This window comes from Halorhabdus tiamatea SARL4B (assembly GCF_000470655.1).
GTDB classification, from domain to species: Archaea; Halobacteriota; Halobacteria; order Halobacteriales; family Haloarculaceae; genus Halorhabdus; species Halorhabdus tiamatea.
In genome coordinates this window covers 853,450-871,782 of sequence record NC_021921.1, presented here as the reverse complement: position 1 = coordinate 871,782, position 18,333 = coordinate 853,450, and the positions used below count along the sequence as shown (strand labels likewise).

General features: G+C 64.8%; 18 protein-coding genes and 1 tRNA gene. 10 read left to right on the top strand and 9 right to left on the bottom strand.

Features of this window, described 5'->3' with window-relative positions; translation table 11 throughout:
• Positions 1-9: 9 nt before the first annotated feature.
• Both HTIA_RS04495 and bglX read right to left on the bottom strand, forming a co-directional pair.
• Positions 10-1,017 (bottom strand): sugar phosphate nucleotidyltransferase, encoded by a 1,008-nt coding sequence (locus HTIA_RS04495; RefSeq protein WP_008525792.1) that lies wholly within the window; start codon positions 1,015-1,017, stop codon positions 10-12.
• A 69-nt stretch (positions 1,018-1,086) separates the two neighbouring features.
• Positions 1,087-3,312: a beta-glucosidase BglX gene (bglX, locus tag HTIA_RS04490; RefSeq protein ID WP_008525790.1), complete on the bottom strand. Its 2,226-nt coding sequence runs from the start codon at positions 3,310-3,312 to the stop codon at positions 1,087-1,089.
• 243 nt (positions 3,313-3,555) lie between these two features.
• On the opposite strand from bglX, the gene HTIA_RS04485 reads away from it, so the two are divergent.
• Together HTIA_RS04485 and HTIA_RS04480 are read left to right on the top strand one after the other, a co-directional pair.
• The gene (locus tag HTIA_RS04485) at positions 3,556-6,306 is read left to right on the top strand and encodes a GH36-type glycosyl hydrolase domain-containing protein (RefSeq protein ID WP_020936056.1); all 2,751 of its coding nucleotides are present in this window, start codon (positions 3,556-3,558) and stop codon (positions 6,304-6,306) included.
• Between the two features lie 33 nt (positions 6,307-6,339).
• Positions 6,340-9,570 carry a hypothetical protein gene (locus tag HTIA_RS04480; RefSeq protein ID WP_008525786.1) on the top strand — a complete coding sequence of 1,077 codons (3,231 nt, stop codon included), beginning with the start codon at positions 6,340-6,342 and terminating at the stop codon, positions 9,568-9,570.
• 22 nt (positions 9,571-9,592) lie between these two features.
• Here HTIA_RS04480 and HTIA_RS04475 read toward each other — a convergent pair whose 3' ends face one another.
• Positions 9,593-10,771: an MFS transporter gene (locus HTIA_RS04475; protein WP_008525784.1), complete on the bottom strand. Its 1,179-nt coding sequence runs from the start codon at positions 10,769-10,771 to the stop codon at positions 9,593-9,595.
• Positions 10,772-11,006: 235 nt separating this feature from the next.
• Here HTIA_RS04475 and HTIA_RS04470 point away from each other — a divergent pair, with 235 nt between their 5' ends.
• From HTIA_RS04470 to HTIA_RS04460, 3 genes are all read left to right on the top strand, one after another.
• Positions 11,007-11,504 carry an RDD family protein gene (locus HTIA_RS04470; protein WP_008525782.1) on the top strand — a complete coding sequence of 166 codons (498 nt, stop codon included), beginning with the start codon at positions 11,007-11,009 and terminating at the stop codon, positions 11,502-11,504.
• Positions 11,505-11,646: 142 nt separating this feature from the next.
• A complete protein-coding gene (locus HTIA_RS04465) occupies positions 11,647-11,841 on the top strand; it encodes a DUF7557 family protein (RefSeq protein ID WP_008525780.1) in 195 nt (64 codons plus the stop codon).
• Positions 11,834-12,127 (top strand): type II toxin-antitoxin system RelE family toxin, encoded by a 294-nt coding sequence (locus HTIA_RS04460; protein WP_008525779.1) that lies wholly within the window; start codon positions 11,834-11,836, stop codon positions 12,125-12,127. The genes HTIA_RS04465 and HTIA_RS04460 overlap by 8 nt, the downstream gene beginning before the upstream one ends.
• 196 nt (positions 12,128-12,323) lie before the next feature.
• Here the strand turns inward: HTIA_RS04460 and HTIA_RS04455 are convergent.
• Positions 12,324-12,396 (bottom strand) — tRNA-Gln (locus HTIA_RS04455).
• 59 nt (positions 12,397-12,455) lie between these two features.
• Positions 12,456-13,046, bottom strand: coding sequence for a homing endonuclease associated repeat-containing protein (locus HTIA_RS04450; protein WP_008525778.1), 591 nt, complete (start codon positions 13,044-13,046; stop codon positions 12,456-12,458).
• A gap of 76 nt (positions 13,047-13,122) precedes the next feature.
• On the opposite strand from HTIA_RS04450, the gene HTIA_RS04445 reads away from it, so the two are divergent.
• Both HTIA_RS04445 and HTIA_RS16785 read left to right on the top strand, forming a co-directional pair.
• On the top strand, positions 13,123-13,803 hold the full coding sequence (locus HTIA_RS04445) for a helix-turn-helix domain-containing protein (protein ID WP_008525777.1): 681 nt from the start codon (positions 13,123-13,125) through the stop codon (positions 13,801-13,803).
• A 97-nt stretch (positions 13,804-13,900) separates the two neighbouring features.
• Complete coding sequence (locus HTIA_RS16785; protein WP_008525776.1) at positions 13,901-14,044, top strand: hypothetical protein; 144 nt, start codon at positions 13,901-13,903, stop codon at positions 14,042-14,044.
• Here HTIA_RS16785 and HTIA_RS04440 read toward each other — a convergent pair.
• The gene (locus HTIA_RS04440) at positions 14,039-14,803 is read right to left on the bottom strand and encodes a hypothetical protein (RefSeq protein ID WP_008525775.1); all 765 of its coding nucleotides are present in this window, start codon (positions 14,801-14,803) and stop codon (positions 14,039-14,041) included. The two genes, HTIA_RS16785 and HTIA_RS04440, sit on opposite strands and share 6 nt — an antisense overlap.
• Positions 14,804-14,911: 108 nt before the next feature.
• Here HTIA_RS04440 and HTIA_RS04435 point away from each other — a divergent pair, with 108 nt between their 5' ends.
• Positions 14,912-15,511, top strand: coding sequence for an IMP cyclohydrolase (locus HTIA_RS04435; protein ID WP_008525774.1), 600 nt, complete (start codon positions 14,912-14,914; stop codon positions 15,509-15,511).
• Between the two features lie 99 nt (positions 15,512-15,610).
• Here the strand turns inward: HTIA_RS04435 and HTIA_RS04430 are convergent, their stop codons facing one another.
• The gene (locus HTIA_RS04430; RefSeq protein WP_008525773.1) at positions 15,611-16,279 is read right to left on the bottom strand and encodes a DUF7509 family protein; all 669 of its coding nucleotides are present in this window, start codon (positions 16,277-16,279) and stop codon (positions 15,611-15,613) included.
• Positions 16,280-16,389: 110 nt separating this feature from the next.
• Here HTIA_RS04430 and HTIA_RS04425 point away from each other — a divergent pair, with 110 nt between their 5' ends.
• On the top strand, positions 16,390-16,782 hold the full coding sequence (locus HTIA_RS04425; RefSeq protein ID WP_008525772.1) for a winged helix-turn-helix domain-containing protein: 393 nt from the start codon (positions 16,390-16,392) through the stop codon (positions 16,780-16,782).
• A gap of 15 nt (positions 16,783-16,797) precedes the next feature.
• Here the strand turns inward: HTIA_RS04425 and HTIA_RS04420 are convergent, their stop codons facing one another.
• Together HTIA_RS04420 and HTIA_RS04415 are read right to left on the bottom strand one after the other, a co-directional pair.
• Complete coding sequence (locus HTIA_RS04420) at positions 16,798-17,502, bottom strand: queuosine precursor transporter (RefSeq protein ID WP_008525770.1); 705 nt, start codon at positions 17,500-17,502, stop codon at positions 16,798-16,800.
• Positions 17,492-17,668 carry a ribbon-helix-helix domain-containing protein gene (locus HTIA_RS04415; RefSeq protein ID WP_008525769.1) on the bottom strand — a complete coding sequence of 59 codons (177 nt, stop codon included), beginning with the start codon at positions 17,666-17,668 and terminating at the stop codon, positions 17,492-17,494. Before HTIA_RS04415 ends, HTIA_RS04420 begins: the two co-directional genes overlap by 11 nt.
• Positions 17,669-17,766: 98 nt before the next feature.
• On the opposite strand from HTIA_RS04415, the gene HTIA_RS04410 reads away from it, so the two are divergent.
• Entirely contained in the window at positions 17,767-18,333 is a 567-nt protein-coding gene (locus HTIA_RS04410; RefSeq protein ID WP_008525768.1) for a flavodoxin domain-containing protein, read from the top strand.

Here is an 18,333-nt window from a genome sequence, read left to right as displayed (position 1 = left end):
GTCGAGCCCTTACTCGGAGTCGCGGTGTTGCTCCCACACCCAGTCGTCCGGTGGCGTCTGTGTGAGGGAGGTGTGGGCCCCGATCTGGGCGTTCGAGAGGCTCACGTCTTCGAGTTCGGTCTCTTCGTCGACGAGCGAGGAGACGATCCGACAGCGTTCGAGGGTCGCGTCCGGGAACACGACCGACCGTTCGAGTTTCGAATCAGTTACGGTTGCGCCGTCCATGACGTGGACGTTCTCGCCGAGCTCCGACTCCTCGACGGTCGCGCCGGGGGCGACGAGCGTCCCGCCGTCGAGGTACCACGAGACGGCGTCGAGGTAGCCGTCCGGGGTCCCGATGTCGAACCAGGCCCCCTCGAAGGGGAAGGCGTAGACCGGCTCGCGGTCGATGAGCCACTCGATGAACCAGCCGGGTTCGTCGGGGTTGTTCTCCCCGGAGAGGTACGTATCGAAGAGGCCGACGGTCTCGGCCGGGAAGGCATAACACGCGATCGAGACGAGCGTGCTCGGTGGGTCGTCAGGTTTCTCCTCGAAAGCGACGACGCGGTTGTCCTCGACGTCGATCACGCCGTACTGGGTCGCACTCTCGAGGTCGCCGACGTCGTAGGCGGCGATGGTCGGCCCGCCGTTGTCCTCGAAGGCGTCGATGAACGACGAGAGATCGAAGCTGATCAGATTGTCCCCGGCGATAACGATCGTATCGTCGTCGACGCCCTCGCGCTCGACGAGTTCACCCAGCGCGCCGACGACCCCGAACTTCTCGTCCTCCGCGCGGGCCTCCTCGACGGAGACGGTCGGTTTCTCGAAGGGTGAGTCCGCGAGGTGTTTGCGGAACTCCGAGGCGAACTCCTGGTTGGTCGAGACGTAGACGTCCTCGATCCGGTCGTCGGCTTCGAGTTCACGGAAGATGCGGTCGATCACTGTGGTGTCCCCGATCGGCAGGAACATCTTCGGCCGGTTGCGAGTGATCGGCCACAGTCGCGTCGCGAACCCGCCTGCCAGGACAATAGCGTCCATAGATTGCCAGACGCAAGCCACTTACTTTGATGTGCCGGTGGACGCAACGTCTCGGTCGGCGATCTCGGCCTACTCTCGGAGTTCGAACCGCTCGGTGTGGACGATGTCGTCGGCGGCGTGGCCCACCATGAGCTCGAATTCGCCGGGTTCGGCTGCCCACTCCTCGTCGGCGGTCCAGAACGCCAGGTCGCGTTCGCCGAGTTCGACGGTCACGGTCGCCGTTTCGCCCGGCTCCAGATCGACGGTTTCGAAGCCGACCAGTTCCTTCTCCGGTCGCGACCGGCTCCCCACGAGATCCTGGACGTACAGCTGGACGACGTCGCGGCCGGCGATGTCGCCGATGTTCTCGACCGTGACGGTCGCCTCGAGCGTCTCGCCGGGCGAGAGCGCGTTCGAAGAGAGCGTCAGATCGGTGTAGGCGAAGTCGGTGTAGCTTTCGCCGTGGCCGAAGGCGTACAGCGGTTCGTTGGGCACGTCGAGGTACTTCGACGCGTAGTCTCTCACGCCGTCTCCCGGCGGCCGGCCCGTCGGCAGCCGGTCGTGGGCGACCGGGATCTGGCCCTCGTTGTAGGGGACGCTCATCGGCAGATGGCCGCCCGGGACGGCCTCGCCGAACAGCGTCTCGGCGACGGCCGGGCCGCCCTCGACGCCGGGATGCCAGACGTCGAGGATCGCCGGCACCGACTCGGCCAGCCACTCGATCGCGAGCGGCCGGCCGTTCATGAGCACGGCCACGACGGGCGTGTCGGTCTCTCCGAGTGCCTCGAGCAGTCGCCGCTGGTCGCCCGGCAGGTCGATCTGGCTCCGGCTCGCGGCTTCGCCCGTGATGTCGGCCGGTTCACCCACGACGGCGACGGCCACGTCGGCGTCGGTCGCCGCGTCGACCGCCGCCTCGAGCGATTCGTCCGTCACTTCGCCAGGCATCGATTCGTCTGTCACTTCGCTGGGGAGGCTGTATCCGGGCGCGTACGCGACCTCGCGATCGAGGAACGATTCGAGTCCGTCCCGGATCGTGATGACGTCCTCGGACCGCCCCTCGAAACTCCAGGCTCCGAGGGCGTCCTCGGCGCTGTCGGCCAGCGCGCCGATCACGGCGACGTCGTCGGCCGGGTCAAGCGGGAGCCGGTCGTCCTCGTTTTCCAGCAGGACGAAGGACTGCCGGGCGGCCTCGCGGGCGGCGTCACGGTGCTGCGCTGTGAGCATCGCCTCCTCGCGACGTTGCTCGTCGAAGTATCGGTAGGGATCCTCGAAGAGGCCGAGCAACCCCTTGACGGTCAAAACGCGACGGACGGCGTCGTCGAGTCGGTCCTCGCTTACGTCTCCGTCGCGGACGAGATCGGCGAGTTCGTCGACGACGACCTCGCTCGCCATGTCGATGTCGGAGCCGGCCTGGATCGCCTTGCGCGCGGCCTCACGGCGGTCACTCGCGGTCCCGTGCTGGATCTGCTCGCGGAAGGACGCCCAGTCCGAGACCACCAGCCCCGGGAAGTCCCACTCGCCTTTGAGGATTCCGTCGACGAGCGATTCGTTGCCGCTCGCCGGGATCCGCTCGTGGACGTTGAAGGCGTTCATCACCGACCCGACGCCTTCCTCGACGCTGGCCGCGAACGGCGGGAGGTGGCGCTCGCGGAGGGCCGTCTCCGAGACGTTGACGGTGTTGTACTCCCGGCCGCCCTCGACAGCGCCGTAGCCGGCGAAGTGTTTCGCACACGCCAGAACCGTATCCGGCGCGCTCAGGTCCTCGCCCTGGAAGCCCCGGACGCGCGCCCTGGCGAAGGCACTCCCGAGTACCGGGCTCTCACCGGCCCCTTCCATGACTCGGCCCCACCGTGGGTCACGCGAGACGTCGACCATCGGCGCGAACGTCCAGTTGTGTCCGTCGGCGCTGGCTTCCGTGGCGGCGATCCGCTCGGCTCGCTCCGCCAGTTCGGGGTTCCAGGAGGCGGCCTGTGCCAGCGGCGTCGGGAAGACGGTCCGATACCCGTGGATAACGTCGTAGCCGATCAGGAGTGGGATCCCGAGGCGACTCTCCTCGACGGCGCGTTCCTGCAGCCGGCGTTTCGTCTCGAGGTCGGTGACGTTCAGCAACGACCCGACCTCGCCGTCGGCGATTGCGCCCTCGAGTTCGTCTCCCTCGTCTTCGGTCCCCGTGATGAAGTGTACTGAGCGCTGGTTGAGCTGGCCGACTTTCTCCTCGACAGTCATTTCTTCGAGTGACGATTCGACACGTTCGTCGATCTCCGCGCGGCGGTCGTCGTCGACGTACTGGTCGAGCCGTTCGTCTGAGAGTTCCATGATACCCACCGCTACACCCCGTGCCCATTTAATCTTTGCAGAATAATTTCATCCCAAAAGCAGCCACGATGCCGGATGCTGGCCCGATCAGCCGCTCAAACCCCCGGCTATGCGAAAAAACGTCGGTTCGTCTATACATACGAAATCCGTTAAGTTGGGGACGACACGTCTCGTATCAAATATTTGGCGTCCCGGGGAAACGCGTTAGAAAGTTATTCAAGTCCCGTTTCCGTCATTCGATGTATGGCGAAGCGACACTTACACGATATCGATACGAACGTCGATCCCTGGGCGTTCGTCGACGACGTGGGGACGTTTCGACTGGCTGACCCCCAGCGGTCGAGTTACCTGTATTTCCCGCTGGTCAACGAGGCCGGGATCATGTCGGCGATCACGCCGAAACTTCACGGTGACATCAACGCGAGCCAACACGAGTTCCTGACGCCGCCGACCGCCGTCGAGAACCTCCACAACAAGCGCACCGCCCGGAACTTCTGGGTGTGCGAACACGGCGTGGGGCCGTGGTCGGCCGCCGGCAACAGCGCCACACAGATTCCCGAAGAACGCCCCGGCGGCGCGGAGTCCGTCTCGATGGAGGGCGGCCTGCTGTATCACGAGATTACCCGCGAGAACGACGAGCGCGGATTGCGCGCCGAGATCACTAACTTCGCACCGGTACGGGACGACATGGTCGAACTGATGCGCGTGGCCGTCACGAACACCGGCGAGAAGACGAAGACGATCACGCCGACGGCGGCCGTCCCCATCTACGGTCGCTCCGCCGACAACATCCGGGACCACCGTCACGTCACGTCGCTGCTTCAGGAGACCTGGACCGAGGAGTACGGCGTCCTCGTGCGCCCGACCCTTTCGTTCGACGAGCGGGGTCACACGCGAAACGAGACGACCTACGGCGTCCTCGGCACGGAAGCCGACGGGACGGCCCCCGAGAGCTTCTACCCCGTCGTCGAGGACTTCATCGGCGAGGGGGGCAACCTCGAGTGGCCCGAGGCCGTCGTCGAGGATCTCGCGGGCGTCTCAGCCGGCACCGAGGTCGACGGCTACGAGAGCCTCGGCGGCCTCCGCTTCGAGACGACGGCACTCGAACCCGGCGAGACCGCCGAGTACGTCGTCATCCAGACCATCTGGACGGACGATCCCGACCCCGCAACTCTGGTCGAGCGCTATGGCTCCAGCGAGGCCGTCGCCGAGGAACTCGCTGCCTGTCAGGATCACTGGCGCGAGAAATCGAGTGCCGTCGAGTTCGACACCGGCGACGACACCTTCGATCAGTGGATGCGATGGGTCACCCTCCAGCCCGTCTTCCGTCGCCTCTTCGGCAACTCCTTCCTGCCCTATCACGACTACGGGCGCGGCGGCCGTGGCTGGCGTGACCTCTGGCAGGACATCCTCTCGCTGTTGCTGACTGAACCTGACAACGTCACCGACCTGCTGTACAACAACTTCGCGGGCGTCCGCTTCGACGGGTCGAACGCCACGATCATCGGCGACGAACCGGGCGAGTTCACAGCCGACCGGAACAACATCCCTCGCGTCTGGATGGACCACGGTGCCTGGCCGTGGCTGACGACCCGCTTCTACCTGGATCTCAGCGGCGACCTACAGTTCCTGCTGCGCGACCAGCAATACTACAAAGACCTCCACGTCGATCGGGCCAGCGAACAGGACGAGGCGTGGTCGCCCGAGGACGGCACCGAACTCTACACCGACGACGGCGAGATCTATGAGGGCACCGTTTTGGAGCACCTCCTCGTCCAGCACCTCACGCAGTTCTTCAACGTCGGCGAGCACAACGTGATGCGCCTTGAGGACGCCGACTGGAACGACGCCATGGACATGGCCCCCGAACGCGGCGAGAGCGTCGCGTTCACCGCGCTGTACGCCTGGAACCTCCGCGACATGAGCGACGTCCTCGACGCGCTTCGGGCCGAACTCGACGTCGAGGAGATCGAGATCGCCCGGGAGCTGCAGACGTTGCTCGATACGCTCTCCGAGCCGGTCGATTACGACGATCCCGAGGCAAAGCAGGCGCGACTCGACGACTATCTCGACACCTGGGAGCGGACGGTCTCCGGCGAGAAAGCCACCGTCGCGATCGAGGAGTTGGCTGCCGACCTGGAGCAAAAGGCCGAGTGGCTCTACGAGCAGTTGCGCGACCAGGAGTTCATCGAGGACGAAGACGGCCACCAGTGGTTCAACGGCTACTACGACGACAGCGGCCGGCGCGTCGAGGGCGACCACGACAACGGCGTCCGGATGACCCTGACCGGCCAGGTCTTCACCCTGATGGGCGGGGTTGCGACCGACGACCAGGCCGACGCCATCGTCGAGGCCGCAGACGAGTACCTCTACGAGCCGAAGATGCGGGGCTACCGCCTGAACACCGACTTCGACGAGCTCAAGACCGACCTCGGGCGTGGCTTCGGCTTCGCGTTCGGGCACAAGGAGAACGGCGCGATGTTCAGCCACATGGCCGTCATGTACGCTAACGCCCTCTACCGCCGCGGGAAGGTCGAGGCCGGCCACAGAGTCCTCTCGGGCATCTACGAGCAGAGCAAGGACTTCGAAGTCAGCCGGATCTACCCGGGCATCCCGGAGTACTTCAGCGAGCGCGGCCGCGGGATGTACACGTTCCTGACTGGCTCGGGGAGCTGGCTGCTGTTGACGACCGTCACGGAGGTCTTCGGCGTGAAGGGCCGACTCGGCGACCTGCGCCTCGAACCGAAACTCCTGGCCGAGCAGTTCGACGACGGCGAGGCGGCCGTGACCTGCCAGTTCGCCGACCGCCGACTCGACGTGACCTACCACAACCCCGAGAACGCCGACGTCGGCGACTACGAGATCACTGCCGTCTCGCTGAACGGAGACAGCGTCGACTTCGAACGCACCGACGACGGCGTCGTGATCGACCGCGAGGTCGTGACTGGCCTGGACAGCGAGGCCGTCCACGACGTCGACGTCACGCTCGAATAAGGACCGACGGTCAGACACCACCTACACACAATCATGGACCGACACTCGTTCGACGACCGCGACCGTTTCGTCATCACCGACTACGCCGACCGCGACCCGTTTGCGAGTTTCCTGCCCGGCATCGCCGGCGAGATGGGCATCCCGCTGTGGGTCCTGTACGTCAATCGCGGGCAGGCCATCACCAGCATGGGCGTCGGGGACAAGGACGGCGCGATCACCGAGTTCCTGCCGGCGAACAAGGCCTACCGACAGACCCACGACGTCGGATTCCGGACGTTCCTCGACGTCGACGGGACGTTCTACGAACCCTTCGCACCTGACTCCGATGGCGACCGCGACATGCACGTCGGCGCGAACGAACTCGAGATCGTCGAGACTCACGACGCGTACGGCCTGGAAACGACCGTCCGGTATTTCACCGTGACCGAAGAGCCGTTCGCCGGACTCATCCGGGAGGTCACGATCGAAAACGTCGGCGAAGAGACGATCGACCTCTCGGTGCTCGATGGCCTCCCCGTCGTCGTCCCCGCCGGCGTCGAGGACGCCGAACTCAAGAACGTCTCCCGGACTGCCGAAGCCTGGATGGCTGTCTCCCACCTCGAGTCGGGCGTCCCCTTCTATCAGGCCAACCCGACGATGGGCGAGGACGCGACGCTCGAAGCAGTCGAGGGCGGGCACTTCTACACGGCCGTCAGCGACGGCGAACGCCTCGACCCCTTCGTCGATCCGGACGTCGTCTTCGGGCAGGACACCACGCTGGAGCGCCCCGGCCCGTTCCTCGAAGGCGGCCTCGACGCGCTCTCTGACGCCGACCAGATCACGGTCGGTCGGACGCCGTGTGGCTTTTTCGGCACCGAGACGACGCTCGAACCGGGCGAGACGCTCTCGCTCGACGCGCTCGTCGGCCACGCCGCCGACCACGAGGGCGCACTCGAGCACGCCGATCGGCTCGACGCCGACTTCGTCGCCGAGCAGCGCGAGCGCGCGAACGAACTCGCCCGCGATCTGACCGACCACGTCGCCGTCGAGACAGCCGACGACACCTTCGACGCCTACACCCGCCAGACGTTCTTCGACAACGTCCTCCGTGGCGGGTGGCCGGTCCTGCTCGGCGAGGACGACGTCGTCCAGCACGTCTACTCGCGCAAACACGGCGATCTCGAACGCGACTACAACGACTTCTACGTCGCCCCCGAGTTCTACTCCCAGGGCAACGGCAACTTCCGGGACGTCCTCCAGAACCGCCGGGAGGACGTCTGGCTGGAGCCCGGCGTCGAGGACTTCAACGTCGTCTCCTACATGAACCTCCTCCAGGCCGACGGCTACAACCCGCTGGTGCTGGAAGGTAATCGCTTCTTCGTCGAACCCGACGATCGCGATGCGATCCTCGAGCTGGTCGAGGGTCCGGACGCCGTCGAAGAGACGCTCAAGGACGCGTTCACCCCTGGTGGACTCCTCACCGCCGCGATCGTCGAGGACGGCGGGCTGACGGTCGATCCCGACGAGTTCCTCTCGGTCGCTCTCGAGCAGGCGACCCGGCACTTCGAAACCGCCTTCGGGGACGGCTACTGGGTCGACCACTGGACGTACAACCTCGATTCGATCGAGAAGTACCTCGACATCTACCCTGACCGCAAAGCCGACCTCTTCTTCGGCCGCGAGGCGTACACCTTCCAGGACACCCACGTCAAGGTCCGCCCACGGACGCTGAAGTACGTCGAGATCGACGGCGCGGTCCGGCAGGCCAACCCGCTCGCATTCGACGACGAGAAGCGCGAACTTATCGAGTCCCGTGACGCCCGACCCTTCGCGGTCCGCACCGACGACGGGCACGGCGAGGTCTTCGAGACGACCCTCCTCGGGAAGCTGACCACCCTCGGGCTGGTGAAGTTCGCGACGATGGACCCGAAGGGGATGGGGATCGAGATGGAGGCCGGCAATCCCGGCTGGGACGACGCCATGGCCGGGCTCCCGGCGATCTTCGGGTCGTCGATGCCCGAGACCTATGAACTCTCCCGGCTGCTCGCGATGGTCCGGGACGCCATCGAGACCGCCCCGGAAGACGTCGACAGTCTCACGCTCCCCGTCGAGATATACGATCTGCTGGAGGCGGTCCGCGAGGCGCTTTCGTGGTACCGCGAGACCGACCGCGTCGAGCGCGATCACACCTACTGGGACCGCGTCGCGACCGCCCGCGAGACGTACCGCGACCGCGTCCACTGGGGCTTCGACGGCGAGACCGTCGACGTCTCTCTCGGCGAACTCGACGACGCACTCGCGGCCTTCGAGCAGAAGGTCGGGGAGGGCATCGATCGCGCCAAGGAACGCAACGACGGCGAGGTCCCGACCTACTTCCGGTTCCACGTCGCGGACTACACCGAACGCGAGGTCGGCGACGTCCCGGAGGACCTCGATCATCCCGGCCCCTTCGTCGAGGTTGAATCCTTCGAACCCGAGGCCCTCCCGCTGTTCCTCGAAGGCCCGGTCCGGGCACTCAAAAGCGGTGCCGAGGCCGACAACGCCGCGGCCATCTACGAGCAAGTCAGAGACAGCGGGCTCTACGACGAGCAATTGGGGATGTACAAGGTCAACGCCGACCTCTCCGGCCAACCGTTCGAGATCGGCCGCGCGCGGACGTTCACGCCCGGCTGGCTCGAGAACGAGTCCATCTGGCTCCACATGGAGTACAAGTACCTCAAGGCGCTGCTGCGGGCCGGCCTCTACGAGGAGTTCTTCGCGGACTTCCGTGCGGCGGCGATCCCGTTCCAGGACCCCGAGCAGTACGGCCGGAGTCCGCTCGAGAACTCCTCGTTCCTCGTCTCCAGCGATCACCCCGACGAGTCGATGCACGGCCGCGGGTTCGTCGCCCGGCTGACCGGCTCGACGGTCGAGTTCCTCAGCATGCTCCATCACATGCTGTTCGGCGAGCACCCCTTCGCCCTCGAGGACGGCGAACTCACGCTGACGCTCGACCCCAAGCTCCCCGCCTGGCTGTTCGACGACGGGCGGCTCACGGGCACGTTCCTGGGTGAGACCACCGTCGAGTACCGCAACCCTGCGAACGAAAACACGTTCGGAGACGGCGTCTCTCCGGCGAGCGTGACCGTCGAATTTGCCGACGGCGAGGGACACAGTCCCTCGGACAGCCGGACGGCGTCCGGCGACGGCGAGACCGTCGAGGTCGACGGCGCGACGATCGGCGAGCCGTACAGCCGACGGATTCGCGACGGGGAAGCCGATCGGATAGTCGTCGAACTGCGCTGACAGGGCTGTCTGGCCGCCCGACTCAACCTTCTTCTGTGGCCCACAGCTGTCCGTCAGCCATCCGATAGACGCTTCTTGACGCCACCAGTGCGATCGCGATCTCGAGTCCGCCGGCGGTCAGAAATGCCGCAAGGAACCCATAGCGATCGGTGACGACGCCGCCGACGAGAAAGCCCGAGAGCATGCCGAGGCTGCCGAAGACGTTGAACCCGCCCATGGCCGCGCCGCGCTCGCTCGCGGGAACCAGATCGGTGACCAGGGCCATCGTCGCCGGCGCGACCGCCGCGCCACAGACGCCGACGACGACCATCAGCGCCGCCGCGAGGACGAACACCGGCGCGAGGCCGACAGCGATGATCGTGACGCCGTAAAGAAGCGACCCGACGACCACCGGGACAAACCGACCGACTCGATCCGAGAACTGTCCCATGTGGTACTGCAGGGCCGCGAACGGCAGGAAAAACAACGCCAGTGTCACGCCTGCGACTGCCGGTCCGACATCGAACGCGTCAGTGAAATACGCGACGCCAGTGAGTGCGAAGAAGCCAGCCGTCAGGCGATCGATGAACCCGAACGCGTAGGGCACCAACAGCGCCGGCCGGCCGCGCAGTCGATCGAGAAGCGGCGCGAGTTCGATGCCGCCCTCGGGCGTCCGGTCCGGGACCGTCGCCGCGAGCAGCGCCGCCTCGCCGAGGACGACCGCCCCCGCGTACAGCGGGGCGAGCGGATCGATCGTGGACAGCAAGCCGCCAGTCGTCGATCCGAGTGCCGCACCGAACCCGATCGCGGCACCGGCAGCACCCATGTTCCGGCCGTGACCGCCTGACAGATCCATCAATTTCGTGATCGACAGCGAGAACGCCCCGATGGTGAACGCGCCGCCGAGGACCCGCAGCGCCAGCACACCGTCGAAGCCCACGCCGAGCCGTGGGGCGAACGCGACCCCCAGATAACTCGCCGCGCCGCCGAGGGCACCGGCGACGACCAGCGGCGTCCGCCGGCCGAGCGCGTCGCTCGCCAGGCCCCACACGACCGCGACGGTGACGAACGCGCCGAACTCGGCGACCAGAAACCACGTCCGTGCCAGGATAGAATTCCCGCCGCCCAGGGCACCGACGAGGCCTTCCAGCCCTGGATACAGGAACACCTGCGAGACAAGTACCGCCCAGACGACGACCGCGAGACGTCGCCGCTCGGTCATCGCTTCTCGCGTGTCTCGGCCACGTTCGAGCCGCCCTTTCGCCGGACGGGACCCTCTCTTCTGGTCGGTACGTCCCGCTCGTCGGCCACCGCTGTCATCACCCGACCGGATGGGGGCGACGCTCTTGAATGGCCGGCCCGACGACGCGCCATCAGTTCACGTGGAGCCGTCCGCACGTGAGCAATCGCGCCGGTCGCATGCGTTATCACTCGCCGCTGAGACGTGACATAGTAAGATGGCCGCTGATACATCCGCGTACGACGGGGACCGATCGACAGACGAGACGAAAATCCACCTCGCGTCCTGGGAGGACCGCTTTTTCGCGTGGTTGATCGACGTCATCCTCGTCGGTGCCGTGAGCTCGACACTGGGCGATATTGCCGGCGTCTACTCGTTCTCTGTCGGCGGCGTTCCGATGACGCTGCCACTCCTGAGCGTCAACGGCCTCGGCTTCTGGCTCTACTGGACCGTCCTCGAAGGCTACGGCGGGCAATCAGCCGGGAAACTCCTCATGAACATCGCCGTCACCGACGAACGCGGCGCGGACATCGATTATCTCACCGCCGCTATCCAGGCCTTCGGCAAGGCCTTTCTGCTCCCGCTCGACTGCCTGATCGGCTGGCTCGCGATGGGCGGCGAGTACGTCCGCGTGTTCAACAAGCTCTCCGGCACTATCGTGATCGAGCGTGGCGAAAGCGAACCGACGGGCGTCGAATACGTCACGCCGGAGTGATCGACAGTAGGGGGACTGATTCCACACGATCCATTGTTCCTTGGCGGCTGTTTCTGTCCGCATTCCTGGTTCCGAGCGTATCCCTGACGACGTGTCGGGAAAAACTGTTAAGACTAACAGTGCTGTACGTACTTACAGACCGATGTCGGCGGACAAACGCATCCCCGTGACCGAGGAGACGCGGAAAGAACTTCACAACTTGAAGGAGCCGGGCCAGACGTACGACGAACTCCTCCAGGAACTGGCCCAGCAACGCCGCCGCGAGCAACTCGAGGCACGCTTTCGGGACCTCGAGGACGCCGGTCGCGACGAGTTGACGGCCCTGGACGATGTCTGAGTACGAGGTATTGCTGGGCGACGACGCTCGTGAGTTTCTGGCAGCCGCCGACGAGAAGACGACCCGCATTTGCAAGGACAACCTCCGGAAGCTGGCGGCGAATCCGCATCCCGGGCGCGGGACGGGAGACAAGGAGAAACTCCCGATCGACGGTCGTCGCGACCGCTATCGGTTGCACATCTCCCGGACCTACACGGCGATCTACACCGTCCTGGAAGACGACCAGGAGGTCCGCGTGCTGGAAATCGTTCCGATCGACGAGGCGCACAAACGCTACGGGTTCTAGATGCCCCGTCCGGTAGGTTCTTGTTGGCTCCCCTTCTGAGACCGTCGTTTTGGGAGGATTCGAACCGTCTGAAAGCTCGCTCGCGGTTGCACCGCTCGCCTCCGAGACGCTCCCGTCGGGCGCGTCTCGCCTCGCTCGCGCTCCGGGGTTCGAATCTCAGAAATATTTGCGACTCACGAGTTTGTTCGTCGCAAAATAGTCCTGGGAGGATTCGAACCTCCGTCGAGGGCCCCAGAAGCCCTCATGATTGGCCACTACACCACAGGACTGCGTGTACTCGAAGTCTGGCGGTTCCACAACTAAACACTGTCGCTTTAGCACAGACCTGTCACTCGTTCCCAACCGCCGAATCCGCAAGTTCGGGGATCTCGTAGTGTTCCTTCCGATGACAGTTGGCACACAGTACTCGACAGCGATCGATCTCGTCTTCGATCTTCTCTTTCGCGTATCCGTTGATGACCATCCTCGAGACGCCGAGTGTTTTCTTGTCTGCGTTTACGTGATGAAAATCGAGCGCCGCCGGATCGCCTTCGCCACAGCGCTGGCAACGACAGTGTTCGGCTTTGTAGTCGTGTAACCACCCGCGAAGTCGTTCACGCCGGCGGTCCTTCTTGGCGATGTCCCGCTCCCGATTCTTGTAGTACCATCGCATGTTCCCGGACAACTTTTCCCAGTCCTTCTCGGGTGGGAGTTCGACCCAGTCCGGCTTGGGCTGGACGTCAGGCCCGCCGTTCTCCCCTTGCTCGTACGTCGTCAGTCCTGCCGCTTCTTTCGCCGCGTTCCACCCACCGACGATCCGGAGTATCGTCGACGCCGACGGCGTCAGTCCGAGCGTCTCGTACTCGACTTTCGTCGGGGATTTCCCGAGACGCTTGGCCGCCTCCCGGATCGCGCGGATACAGTCGCCCCGGCTCGCCATACGTTGGCTCCGTGCGTTTTCCCATAAAAAGCCGCGGGCCGAAATGCGCATACTATTCGCTGTCCTACGTGGACGCGTGGATCGCCAGACCATCATCGCGGAACTCGACGTCGTCTCCCCACGGGTCGTCCTCGGGCCGACGCTCGCGAGCGATCTTGACGCCACCGTCTACGCCGAGCGGTTGCCGGTCTCCCACGAGGGTTCCACCTGGTTTCAGGTGACGGTCCTGACCGCCGATTTCGAGGCCTTCGAGGACGCTCTCGCCGCGGATCCGACCGTCGCCGATAGCGAGGTGTTCGCGGCCTACGGCGACCGGCGGACCTACCGGCTGACGATCGCGCCGGACGTCCCGGTGCTGACCGAACACGTCGCCAGCTTCGGCGACGAACTGCTCGACCTCCGCTCGACCGCGGACGGCTGGCGCGTCCGCATCCGGACGACCGATCGCGCGTCGATCCGCGAATTTCTGGCGTTCTGTGCCGAAGAAGACATCGACTGCCGGCTCGCTCGCGTCTTCGAAGCGAGCGACCCGGTCGGCGAGATGGCCGTGCCCGTCGAACGCGACGCCTTCGAGGTGCTGGCTACTGCCTTCGAGGCGGGCTACTTCGAGGTTCCCCGGGAGACTTCTCTCGCTGAACTCGCCGAGCGCTTCGACGTCTCCGAATCGACGATGTCGGTCCGACTTCGACGGGCGCTGGGCCACGTCGTCGGGAGTCTCGTCGCCGACGCGGCCGCCGACGCCACGGAAACCGAGTGAGCGCCAACGGCCTGGTGATGCGTCCGTGTGTTCGTTATAAATGCCGGAGTAGTTCGACGGAGATGGTATCTGGTGGTATCTCCTACCACTTCTCGGTATGAAACGCAATACAACTGTCGACGCTGGCGACGGCCTCCACGAGCGCCCCGACCTTCGGTTGACCGTCGACGTCGCCGGCCGGCGACTCGTCTACGCCGAAAGCGATCTCGAGACGATCGGGTTCAGCGCAAACGAGCTATAACGAGACGTCTTCGAGGGAGTCGGATTCCGCGGCGATCTCCTCGTTGAACGCCGCGACGAATCCCGGGAAGTCCGGCGCGTGGGCACGCAGGTCTCGTGCGGATGGGGGCTGATATTGCGAGAGGAGGTAGATCCCGCCCTCGCCGCCGACCCGGAGGTAGCTGGTCCGGCCGTCCTCCCACTTGAGCTCCCACCGGGAGCCGCTGGTCGAACGGCTTCGGCTCGATCCAGCGGCATCACCACCGTCGGTCACCCGCGTTGCAAACGTCCCGTAGTCGCCGCCCTCGTAGCGCTGGAGCTGGCGGGCCATGGCGTCGGTCGCCTCCCGCATCTGCCCGAGGATACGTTCGCGCTCCGCGACCAGCGCGTCGACCGATTCCACAGCGGGGAAGTCACTGCCAACGTCGTCGAGCACGCCCGCGAGCGAGCAGACGTGTTCGTTGAACGCCGCCACGAACGCGTCGTAGTCGGCCATCGCGGTGGCGAGGGCGTCCGGTTCAGGGGGTTGCTGGGTCGAGACGACGTAGACGTCCGCGCCCCGGCCGGCAAAGCGGAGGTACTGGACGTCGCCGGCCTCGTACTTCAGCGTCCAGGTTCCGGCGTCGGTCTCGAAGTCCGCCTGGCCGTAATCGCCACCCTGCAATCGGGCGAGTTCGCGGGCGATCCGGCCGGCGTGTTCGGTGACTGCGGCGACCACTTCGTCGCGGCGCTCGGCGGCGGCCTCGGTCCCGACGATTTCGCTGTCCAGGCTGCTCGTCATCGGTCGAGTGGAGGGGGTCGGCCCGGATAACGCCACCGGGTCGGCTACGACTGGCTCCTGATCCCGGAAACCGACACCTACTTTCCGGTCTGCGTCACAGGAGAGAACATGTACGTCGGACGATTCGTCGTCGTGGCCCCGGAGGTCGGCGCGTATCGCGTCTCCTCTCGCTCGTTTCCCAACCGCAAGGCCGTCGATCGTGACGGGACGATCACCGTCGCGCCGACGGCCGAGGCCCCGGAGACGGACAACCCCTACATCTCGTATAATGCGGTCCGGCTAACAGAGCGCGGCGCGGTGATCGGCAACGGTTCTCATGTCGATCCCATCGCCGAGAAACTCGCGCTCGGAACCCCGGCCCGGGACGCGCTGGCTGAGCCCCTCAACGCGCTGGATTTCGAGAAGGACGACTACGACACGCCCCGGATCGCCGGCATCGTCGGCGTCAGCGAGGACGACCCGACGGCTGGCGAAGCCGGCGCAGCCATCGGGATCGTCCGTCGAGATGCGCTACTCGTCGAGGCCGTCGACGAACCGACGCTCGTGGCGACCTACGAGCGCGACGATCCAGTTCCGTTCGATCTCGGGGCGAATGACGCCGCGGGTGCAGCACGGGAAGTCTACGACCACGAGTTCGAACACGCGGTCTGTGCAGCCGGTGTCTCCGGGTCGGCGGGCGGCTTCGAGACGGCGATCGTCAACGAGTGATCCACGGGTAGCGGTAGGTCAGCGTTTTCGTCGATGCCGATATCACGTCAAGCGGAGTCAAATCCGCCCCGGACAACAATTCGGTAGACTGACACAGGTTCAGTCGAGACGATCGAGCGAGCCGTGGAGTTCCTCGTTTTGGATGTGGGTGCAAAACTGTGCACAGAGTCGACAACAGTCGACACCGTCAGTAAACGTTCGGACGCTGGCGTCCCAGCGAGCGTGCACGGATCCGAGCATCGCACTCCGCACTGATGGTTCGGTCGCGACCATGATCCGTCGCGTTCGCTCCGGTGGAATCGCATCTGTTGCAGGTCCATGCATACCATCCGTCGACAGCAAATCTTCGAGAACGCTCCCGATCTCGATTCCGACGCCGAGATTGTCGCCGACCTGGGGAGCGATGAAAACTGTCGCATTGCTCGCTCGCGCAAAGGCGATACTCTGTGTCGCCGCATCCATTTCATCGAGTGGGATTCCGACGTCAATGGCGAGAAACGCGTTGAAGCCACGCTCACGGAGACAGTCTCGTGTCTCTTCGAGTAACCGCAAGACCTCATCTTCGGCGTATTCGCCGCTGTTCTCGTCCCACGTGGCAAACGACGGGGCATCGGTTTCGACGTCGGCGTCCGCTGGCAGCAGCGCATCGACCTCGAACGTTCGGTACGGTCCCATCAGATAGACGAGAAACTGTTCTCGCCTCACTGGGGTGTGTCCATCTGAGTCACCGACAGCACGTGGGAGATTGTCGATGATTCGCTGCCGCATTCGTGTTACGAGTTCTGAACGACGGTATATAAACATTGGCCTTTTCAAGAATATTCCAGTCAAGAACGACTAAGTACGTGGCATTCGATTGTTCGAAGTGAGTGTCCTAGATGTCAGAGACCGATCGCCACCGGACAGACGAGGTTCGTCAACCTGAGCCACCGCTGCCGGAAGAGAGTGGACTGACGCTCGAGGAGTACCTCGCGATGCAGCGGGCGATCGGTCACTCGACGCGGTTTCGGATCCTGCGTGCGCTCGTTGCAAACGACGAGCTGAGTGCCTCCGATCTCAAGTCGACGGTCGATGTCGAACCCGGGAATTTCCACTATCATCTCGACGAACTGGTGGATGTCGGGCTCGTCGACAGACGAAAGCGACGGACTGCCGACAGCCAGGGCTTTTTCACTTACTACCGACCGACAGCGATGGGTCGTGGTATTCTCGAGTATGGCGTCGAGGAGCTGATGCGTCGCGAACGTGAATTCAACGACGCCTACTCGTAGATGCCGTGAAAGCGATCAGTCACTCGGGACGACGCTCGCGCCCACTTCGCGATTCCTCACGAGCCCGACGACCGCATAGACGAACGGCGTGTCGAACACTGCGACGCCGATCTTGACGAGGTACTGGCCGACGATCAGCCCGGCGGCGTCACCCAGCGGCATCCCCTGGAAGAGGATGAAGGCGACGGTGATGAAGATGATCGTGTCGATGAACTGGCTGGTCGCCGTCGACCCGACGTTGCGCAGCCACAGCAGCCGGCCGTCGGTGCGGTCCCGCAGCCAGTGGAACGTGAAGACGTCGAGGTTCTGGCTGACGAGATAGGCGAGCATGCTCCCGGCGACGACACCCGTACTCGATCCCAGCACGCTAGCGAACGGTGACTGGTCGACCGGCGAGCCGACGAAGACGGGGGCCTCGATCGCGAGCCACACCAGCCCCAGCAGGACGAAGTTCATCGCGAAGGCGACGTTGACCAGTTTGGTCGCCTCGCTGCGGCCGTAGAGTTCGGCATAACAGTCCGAGGCGAAGAACGTCACCGCGTAGGCGAAGGCGGCCGCGGGGACGATCAGCGTCGACCCCGCGAGCGGAATCGAGAACGGCATGTCGATGCCGACGAGCTTGCTTGCGGTCACCTGTGAGGTGATCAGCGCCGTCACGAAGATTCCGATCAGGCCGAGACGGGCAAGCGGTAACGGCGTCGCTGACCGCTCAGCGCTCATCGGTCTGCCTCCCCTGGCGCTCGTCGATCTCGTCGAGTAGATCCAGCGTCTTCCGGATCGACGCCCGGATCGCCTCCGATCGGTTGACGAACTTTCCCTCCTCGCCGACGTGATCGTCTAAGTCCCCGAGCAACTCCTGGGGCACTTCGACACTTATCTTGGGCATACTGGGGACTTCTCTCGGTAATACTTTAGCGTCGCGATTCCGTCGCCGAAACTCGTCATTTAGACAACTATTTACTCCCGGTGGACGTACATCTACCTATGCCAACAATCCTCGTGTGTTACGGCACGACAGAGGGACAGACAGAAAAGATCGCCGAGCGGATCGGCGACCGACTCACCGAACGCGGCCACCGGGCACCAGTCCGGAACGTGGCGGCGACTGCGGTCGATCCGACTGGGTACGACGCGGTCCTGATCGGGTCGTCGATCCACGTCGGGAGTCATCACGCTGGCGTGAAACGGTTCGTCAGCGAGCACCGTGACACGCTCGGCAGTCTCCCGACAGGTTTCTTCCAGGTGTCGCTGCCGTCGGCCACCGACGACCCGGACCGGCGAGCAGAGGCCGCGGGCTACGTCGAGGCCTTCGAGGAAGCGACTGATTTCCATCCCGATCGTGTCGGACTGTTCGGTGGGGCGTTGCGGTACTCGAAGTACGGCTTTCTCAAGCGATTGCTGATGAAGCAGATCGCAAAGCGGTCGACCGGGGACACGGACACCTCACGAGACCACGAGTACACCGACTGGAGCGAGGTCGAGGCGTTCACCGATGACTTCGCCGCGTTCGTCGAGGGGCGACTCGCTGAAGTCCCGTCGGAGGCTATGTGA